We start from the raw sequence: 7486 nt of genomic DNA, 5'->3' as shown, positions 1-7486 counted from the left end.
CCGTCCTCCCCGTATGGCCTGGCGGAGCCAACCACACTTTCCCGGGGTTGGTCGAAATGCCGGGCCGCGGTCGGTGCCGGGTCGGTCATGGCAGGCTTGGCGCGTGCGCATCCGTCGTGTCGTGACCACCCGCGAAGGCGGGGTGTCGAAGCCCCCGTTCGACTCCTTCAACCTCGGCGACCACGTCGGTGACGACCCCGCCGCCGTCGCCGCCAACCGCCGTCGGCTCGCCGAGGGCATCGGGCTCGACGTCGACCGGCTCGTCTGGATGGAGCAGGTGCACGGCCGGACCGTCCAGGCCGTCGACGGGCCGCAGACCTCCCCGCTCGAAGCCACCGACGCCGTCGTCACCGCCACGCCCGGCCTCGCCCTCGTCGTCCTCACCGCCGACTGCGTCCCCGTCCTGCTCGGCGACCCCGAGGCCGGGGTCGTCGCCGCCGTCCACGCCGGTCGCGTGGGCGCCCGGGTCCGGGTCGTCCCCGCCGCGCTGGACAAGATGGTCGAGCTCGGCGCGCGGAAGGACCGCGTCGAGGTCCTGCTCGGCCCCGCCGTCTGCGGCCAGTGCTACGAGGTGCCGGCCGAGATGCGCGCCGACGTCGAGAAGCACCTCCCCGGCAGCGCCGCCAAGTCCCGCCGCGGCACGCCCTCGCTCGACCTGCGCGCCGGGCTCTGGCAGCAGCTCGCGGACGCCGGTGTCGGCAGGATCGGCGTGGACCCCCGCTGCACGGTCGAGGAGAAGAGCCTGTTCAGCCATCGGCGGGACCCCGGAACGGGGCGGATCGCCGGCGTCGTCTGGATCGACGCGTGAGCCGCCGCGACGAGCTCGCCGCCAACCTCGCCGAGGTCCGCGAGCGCATCGAACGGGCCTGCCGCGCCGCCGGTCGTGACGAACGCGACGTCACCCTCCTCGCCGTGACCAAGACCTTCCCCGCCGAGGACGTCGCGGTCCTCAGCGACCTGGGCCTGACCGAGTTCGCCGAGAACCGGGACCAGGAGGCGAGCCGCAAGACCGCCGAGTTCGCCCGGCTCCGTCCGGCCGCCACCGCCCGCTGGCACATGGTCGGCTCGGTCCAGCGCAACAAGGCCCGCTCCGTCGTCACCTGGGCCGACCAGGTGGACGCGGTCGACTCCACCCGGCTCGCGGACGCCCTGGCCAAGGCCAACGCCGGCCGCGACCCGTTGGACGTGCTGCTCCAGGTCAGCATCGACGGCGACCCGGCCCGCGGCGGCTGCCCGATCCCGGACCTTCCCGATCTTGCCCACCATGTCGCTGAGAAGGGTGAACTTCGTCTGCGCGGTGTGATGACCGTCGCACCCCTCGGGATGTCTCCAGAGGCCGCGTTTCGTGCTCTACAAGGTGCGGTAACCCGCTTGCGTGACGATCATCCCACTGCCACCGTGATCTCGGCGGGGATGTCCGGTGACCTGGAAGATGCCATCGCGCACGGATCGACGTGCGTGCGTGTCGGAACAGCGTTGCTGGGCAGCCGAGGGCTAGCCTCGCCGTAACTGGCAGGAACCTCGGGACGGCCGCGACGTCCTAGCGGGTAGGGATCGGCGGAGGAAGGGCTCGACCATGAGCGGGTTTCACAAGCTGAAGGCCTACTTCGGGATGGTTCCCGCCGAGTACGCCGACGACCCCGACTACGACGGTGAGCGCGGCCGGTACGACTACCGGTCCGAGGCCGAGGACTACGACGCCTACCCCGAGTACCCGGAGCGCAACGGCCGCCGTCGCCCGCACGGCGGGTACCGTGCCGAGCTGGACGACGCCGACGACTACGAGCAGCCCGACGCCCGCACCCGGTCCCGCCGGTCGTGGGCGGCCGAGCCGACGCACGGGTCGCTGGCCGTCGAGCCGACGCGCGAGCCGGTCAGCCGGGTCCGCCCGGCGCCCGAGCCGTCCCGCCAGTCGCTGGGGCGCATCACGACGCTGAACCCGCGCAGCTACAACGAGGCGCGGACCATCGGCGAGCACTACCGCGACGGCACGCCGGTGATCATGAACCTCACCGACATGGACGACGCGGACGCCAAGCGCCTGGTCGACTTCGCCGCGGGGCTCGCCTTCGCGCTGCGCGGCTCGATCGACAAGGTGACCAACAAGGTGTTCCTCCTCTCACCCCCCAACATCGACGTGACGGCGGAAGACCGGAGGCGACTCGCGGAGGGCGGGTTCCTCAACCACGGGTGAGTGATGGCACAGTTGACGGTGTGTATGCCCTCGCGCTCGTCGTCTACTACGTGCTGTTCTCGTTCTGGCTGCTGCTCACGGCCCGCGTCGTGGTCGAGCTCGTCCGGACTTTCGCCAGGGAGTGGCGGCCGGCGGGCGGCGTCGCGGTGGCCCTGGAGACCGTCTACACCGTGACCGACCCCCCGGTCCGACTGCTGCGTCGGCTCATCCCGACCGTGCGGATCGGGGGCATCGGTCTGGACTTGTCCATTATTGTGCTGTTGCTGGTCGTTATCATTCTGATGCGAGTAGCCGATCCCAGGTGAGGGGACCAGGGATGTCCACAGCCCAGGAGTGCGTGAGGTGATCTGATGCCGTTGACCCCCGCGGACGTGCACAACGTCGCGTTCAGCAAGCCGCCGATTGGCAAGCGGGGCTACAACGAGGACGAGGTGGACGCGTTCCTCGACCTGGTTGAGGGCGAGCTCGCCCGCCTGATCGAGGAGAACAACGACCTGCGCCAGCAGGTCGAGCAGCTCGACCAGCAGGTCGAGACCGCGCGTGCCGACCTCGAAGACGCCCGAGCCAAGATCGCCGCTGGAGTGGGTGGTCCCAGCCGAGTCGTCGACGAGCCCCGCAGGCTGGCGCCGGTGCCACCCCCCTCGGCGCTGGAGCAGACCTCGCCCGGTGGTGGCGGTGACCACCACGTGCAGGCCGCGAAGGTGCTCGGGTTGGCCCAGGAGATGGCCGACCGGCTCACCGGCGAGGCCAAGGCCGAGGCGGACGGGATGCTGTCGGAGGCCCGGACCAAGTCCGAGCAGCTGCTCTCCGAGGCCCGTGCCAAGGCCGACACGATGGTCAACGAGGCGCGCACGCGCGCCGAGACCATGCTGAACGACGCGCGGACGCGCGCCGAGACGCTGGAGCGGCAGGCCCGTGAGAAGGCCAGCGCGCTCGACCGCGACGCGCAGCGCAAGCACGCCGAGGTGATGGGCAACATCACCCAGGAGAAGAACACGCTGGAGAAGCAGATCGACAAGCTCCAGACGTTCGAGCGCGAGTACCGGACCCGGCTCAAGACCATGCTGGAGTCCTCGCTGCGCGACCTGCAGGACCGCGGCCCGGCCGCGCCGTCCGACGGCCGCCAGCAGGGCTACTCGTTCGGGGCGCGTGCCGAGGCCGGCTGAGCGATCGCGTTGATCTAGTCTGCGCTACGTGCTCTACATCGTTCTGCTGCTGGTGCTGGCGGCCCTGGGGCTGCTCGTGCCCGCCCTGACCACCGCCCAGACCCACTGGGCGTGGCTCTCGGTGGGCGCGAGCGCGGCAGCGGCCCTGGTCCTGATCTGGGACTGGTGGCTGCGCCGCCGGTCGGGACCCGTCCCGGTGGCCGCCAGTACCGCGGCGGAACGAGGTGATCACCAGGCTAACCCCGCTGACCAGGCGGAACCCGCGGCCGAGGCCGCGGACACGCCCGTTTCACCCGATCAGGACGCGGAGCCGGGCGAGGAGGACACGGACGCCGCCGACCTGCTGGTCGTGGCGGACCTGACCGACGAGGTCCGCGTCCTGGACGAGCACCCCCGCTACCACCTGGCCGCCTGCGGGTGGCTGGGCTCACGGGCCACGCTCGGCCTGCCGATCGCCGAGGCCAGGCAGTTGGGCTTCACGCCGTGCGCGGTGTGCACGCCCGACGCGGTCCTGGTGGCGAAGAAGCGGGCCTCGGGCGACTAGCGGCGGGCGCGGCAACCGGTTTGCGGCGACCCGTTACCCTTGACCCACAGGCACCGATCCGGCCATCACCGGGGAGCCTCCGGAAGAACGGGCGCCACCGCCTCGGCGAGGCGGGCCGCGCCCCAGTAGAACCGGACGGGAACGGCCCGTCACAGCCGTCAACGAGAGGCCGTCGCGCGTGCGCGTCGGCAAGCGGGGTGGTACCGCGGTGTGCCCGCCAACAGGGCGCGTCGTCCCCGCGTGCCGGGCGAGAACAGCACGCGAGGAGCAAGCACGATGGCCTACCCCAAGGCAGGCGAGGGCCCGGTGCCCTCCCAGCCGTCCTTCCCCGCCCTGGAGCGGGACGTCCTCGACTTCTGGAAGTCCGACGCGACCTTCCAGGCCTCGATCGACGCGCGACCGGCGGGGGACAAGGGCGCCAACGAGTTCGTCTTCTACGACGGCCCGCCCTTCGCCAACGGCCTGCCGCACTACGGCCACCTGCTGACCGGTTACGTCAAGGACGTCGTCCCGCGCTTCCAGACCATGCGCGGCAAGCACGTCGAGCGCCGGTTCGGCTGGGACACCCACGGCCTGCCCGCCGAGGTCGAGGCGGAGAAGCAGTTGGGCTTCTCGTCGAAGTCCGAGATCGAGGCGTTCGGCATCGAGAAGTTCAACGAGGCCTGCCGCACGTCCGTGCTGCGCTACACCGACCAGTGGCGCGACTACGTGACCCGCCAGGCCCGCTGGGTCGACTTCGACAACGACTACAAGACCCTCGACCTGGACTACATGGAATCGGTCATGTGGGCCTTCAAGACCTTGTGGGACAAGGGCTTGGTCTACGAGGGCTTCCGCGTGCTGTGGTACTGCTGGCGCTGCGAGACGCCGCTGTCCAACACCGAGACCAAGATGGACGACACCTACCGGGACCGGCAGGACCCGGCGGTGACGGTCGGCCTGCGCCTGGAGACCGGCGAGTTGGCCCTGGTGTGGACGACGACCCCGTGGACCCTGCCGTCCAACCTCGCCGCCGCCGTGCACCCCGACGTGGACTACGTGACCGTCGAGGGCCGGGACGGCAACCGCTACCTGCTGGCCGAGGCCCGCGTGCCCGCCTACGCCCGTGAGCTGGGCGAGGAGCCGACCGTCGTGGCCCGGTACAAGGGCGCGGACCTGGTCGGCAGGAAGTACGCGCCGCCGTTCGACTTCTTCGTGGGCCGCGAGAACGCCCACCAGGTGCTCGCGGCGGACTACGTCACCACCGAGGACGGCACGGGCATCGTCCACATCGCCCCCGCCTTCGGTGAGGAGGACAAGGTCGTCACCGACGCGGCCGGCATCGAGGTCGTCGTCCCGGTCGATCCGCACGGCCGGTTCACCGCCGAGGTCCCGCCGTACGAGGGGCAACAGGTCTTCGAGGCGAACAAGGCGATCATCCGCGACCTGAAGGACGCGGGCCTGCTGCTGCGCCACGAGACCTACGACCACCCGTACCCGCACTGCTGGCGGTGCGACAACGCGCTCATCCAGCGCGCGGTCTCGTCGTGGTTCGTCGCCGTGTCCCAGTTCAAGGACCGGATGGTCGAGCTGAACAAGCAGATCAACTGGGTGCCCGAGCACATCCGCGACGGCCAGTTCGGCAAGTGGCTGGAGAACGCCCGCGACTGGAACATCTCGCGCAACCGGTTCTGGGGCTCGCCGATCCCGGTGTGGGTGTCGGACAACCCCGAGTACCCGCGCGTGGACGTCTACGGCTCGCTGGACGAGCTGGAGCGCGACTTCGGCGTGCGCCCGACCGACCTGCACCGGCCGGGCATCGACCAGCTGACCCGGCCCAACCCGGACGACCCGACCGGGCGGTCGGTGATGCGGCGCGTGCCCGAGGTCCTGGACTGCTGGTTCGAGTCCGGGTCGATGTCGTTCGCCCAGGTGCACTACCCGTTCGAGAACGCGGAGTGGTTCGACAACCACTACCCGGGCGACTTCATCGTCGAGTACAACGGCCAGACGCGCGGCTGGTTCTACACCATGCACGTGCTGGCGACGGCCCTGTTCGACCGGCCGGCGTTCAGCAACTGCGTGGCGCACGGCATCGTGCTGGGCGACGACGGCCAGAAGATGTCCAAGTCGCGCAAGAACTACCCGGACGTCAACGAGGTCTTCGACCGCGACGGCTCCGACGCCATGCGCTGGTTCCTCATGGCGTCCCCGATCCTGCGCGGCGGCGACCTGATCGTCACCGAGCGCGGCATCCGCGACGCCGTGCGGCAGGCCGTCCTGCCGTTGTGGAACTCGTGGTACTTCCTGGCGCTGTACGCCAACGCCGAGGGCGTCGAGGGCACGTGGCGCACGGATTCGCGGCACGTCCTGGACCGGTACGTGCTGGCGAAGACGCACGACCTGGTGGAGGTCGTGACCGAGCAGCTGGAGACCTACGACATCTCCGGCGCGTGCGCGTCCATCCGGGAGTTCCTGGAGGTCCTGACGAACTGGTACGTCCGGCGGTCGAGGGACCGGTTCTGGGCGGGCGAGCAGGACGCCGTGGACACGCTGCACACCGTGCTGGAGGTCGTGTCCCGGGTGGCCGCGCCGCTGCTGCCGTTCACGACGGAAGTGGTGTGGCGGGGCCTGACCGGCGGGCGCTCGGTGCACCTGACCGACTTCCCGTCGGTGGACGACCTGCCGGCGGACGACGCCCTGGTGGCGGCGATGGACCAGGTCCGCCAGGTCGCGTCCACCGCGTTGTCGCTGCGCAAGGCCAACAAGCTGCGCGTGCGCCTGCCGCTGGCCAAGCTGGTCATCGCGGCGGCGGACGTGGCGCAGCTGGAGCCGTTCGTCGAGGTGCTGCGCGACGAGGTGAACGTCAAGGACGTCGAGCTGACCACGGACGTGGACGCGCACGGGCACTTCCAGCTGGCGGTGAACGCGCGCGTGGCGGGTCCCCGGTTGGGTCCGGACGTGCAGAAGGTCATCAAGGCGGTCAAGGCCGGGGACTGGTCGGAGGTCGACGGCCGCGTCGTGGCCGCCGGTCTGGAGCTGTTCCCGGAGGAGTACGAGCAGCGCCTGGTGGCGACGGACCAGGGTGCGACGGCGGCGTTGCCGGGCAACAGCGGCCTGGTCGTGCTGGACACCGCGGTGACGGACGACCTGGCGGCCGAGGGCGTGGCACGCGACCTGGTGCGCGTGGTGCAGCAGGCCCGGAAGGACGCCGGCTTGGACGTGTCCGACCGGATCGCGCTGACCTTGCAGGTGCCGGACGAGGTGGCCGAGGCGGTGCGGCGGTTCGAGGAGTTCGTGGCCTCGGAGACGTTGAGCACGTCGGTGGTTTACGGCGAGGTGGCCGAAGGGTCGGATGGCGCGGTGGGGGACGGCGCGAAGGTCCGGGTAGCGGTCACCCGCGCCTGACGCCCGACGCTTTTTCGCGCGGAGCGCGGCGAAAAGCCGCGCTCCGCGCGGCCCGCCGCGCAGCGGCGTCTTCGGCCGCGCAGCGGCGTGCTTTTGGTTTGGGCTCCCAGCCACAAGGGGCCTTCGTGTTCCCCACCGTATGACCTGCCCGAAGGGCTACCACAGATTGCCGGGGTCGGGCCAAAAAGTTTGCGA

General features: G+C 70.7%; 7 protein-coding genes. All 7 read left to right on the top strand.

Going from position 1 to position 7486, the window contains the following annotated elements:
• Positions 1-103: 103 nt before the first annotated feature.
• The 7 genes from pgeF (at position 104) to ileS (ending at position 7291) form a co-directional block, all read left to right on the top strand.
• Entirely contained in the window at positions 104-808 is a 705-nt protein-coding gene (pgeF, locus tag AB0A74_RS42105; protein ID WP_358258771.1) for a peptidoglycan editing factor PgeF, read from the top strand.
• Complete coding sequence (locus tag AB0A74_RS42100) at positions 805-1509, top strand: YggS family pyridoxal phosphate-dependent enzyme (RefSeq protein ID WP_358258769.1); 705 nt, start codon at positions 805-807, stop codon at positions 1507-1509. The genes pgeF and AB0A74_RS42100 overlap by 4 nt, the downstream gene beginning before the upstream one ends.
• Positions 1510-1576: 67 nt before the next feature.
• Positions 1577-2194, top strand: a complete 618-nt coding sequence (locus AB0A74_RS42095; protein ID WP_358258767.1) for a cell division protein SepF — start codon at positions 1577-1579, stop codon at positions 2192-2194.
• Positions 2195-2214: 20 nt separating this feature from the next.
• Complete coding sequence (locus AB0A74_RS42090; protein WP_309116599.1) at positions 2215-2499, top strand: YggT family protein; 285 nt, start codon at positions 2215-2217, stop codon at positions 2497-2499.
• Between the two features lie 45 nt (positions 2500-2544).
• A complete protein-coding gene (locus AB0A74_RS42085; RefSeq protein ID WP_121226822.1) occupies positions 2545-3360 on the top strand; it encodes a DivIVA domain-containing protein in 816 nt (271 codons plus the stop codon).
• Between the two features lie 28 nt (positions 3361-3388).
• Positions 3389-3904, top strand: a complete 516-nt coding sequence (locus AB0A74_RS42080) for a hypothetical protein (RefSeq protein WP_358258765.1) — start codon at positions 3389-3391, stop codon at positions 3902-3904.
• 276 nt (positions 3905-4180) lie between these two features.
• The gene (gene ileS / locus AB0A74_RS42075; protein WP_358258763.1) at positions 4181-7291 is read left to right on the top strand and encodes an isoleucine--tRNA ligase; all 3111 of its coding nucleotides are present in this window, start codon (positions 4181-4183) and stop codon (positions 7289-7291) included.
• Positions 7292-7486 lie beyond the last annotated feature (195 nt).

Origin of the sequence: Saccharothrix sp. NPDC042600, from assembly GCF_040647305.1 — a bacterium.
Classification (GTDB): Bacteria; Actinomycetota; Actinomycetes; order Mycobacteriales; family Pseudonocardiaceae; genus Actinosynnema; species Actinosynnema mutabilis.
The sequence above is the reverse complement of the archived record's forward strand: the minus strand, read 5'-3'. Positions and strand labels throughout refer to the sequence as shown.

Bases quoted from the DNA above. Each gene is read 5' to 3' on its own strand.
- AB0A74_RS42095 (WP_358258767.1), top strand. From the start codon at position 1,577: ATGAGCGGGTTTCACAAGCTGAAGGCCTACTTCGGGATGGTTCCCGCC.
- AB0A74_RS42085 (WP_121226822.1), top strand. From the start codon at position 2,545: ATGCCGTTGACCCCCGCGGACGTGCACAACGTCGCGTTCAGCAAGCCG.
- ileS (WP_358258763.1), top strand. From the start codon at position 4,181: ATGGCCTACCCCAAGGCAGGCGAGGGCCCGGTGCCCTCCCAGCCGTCC.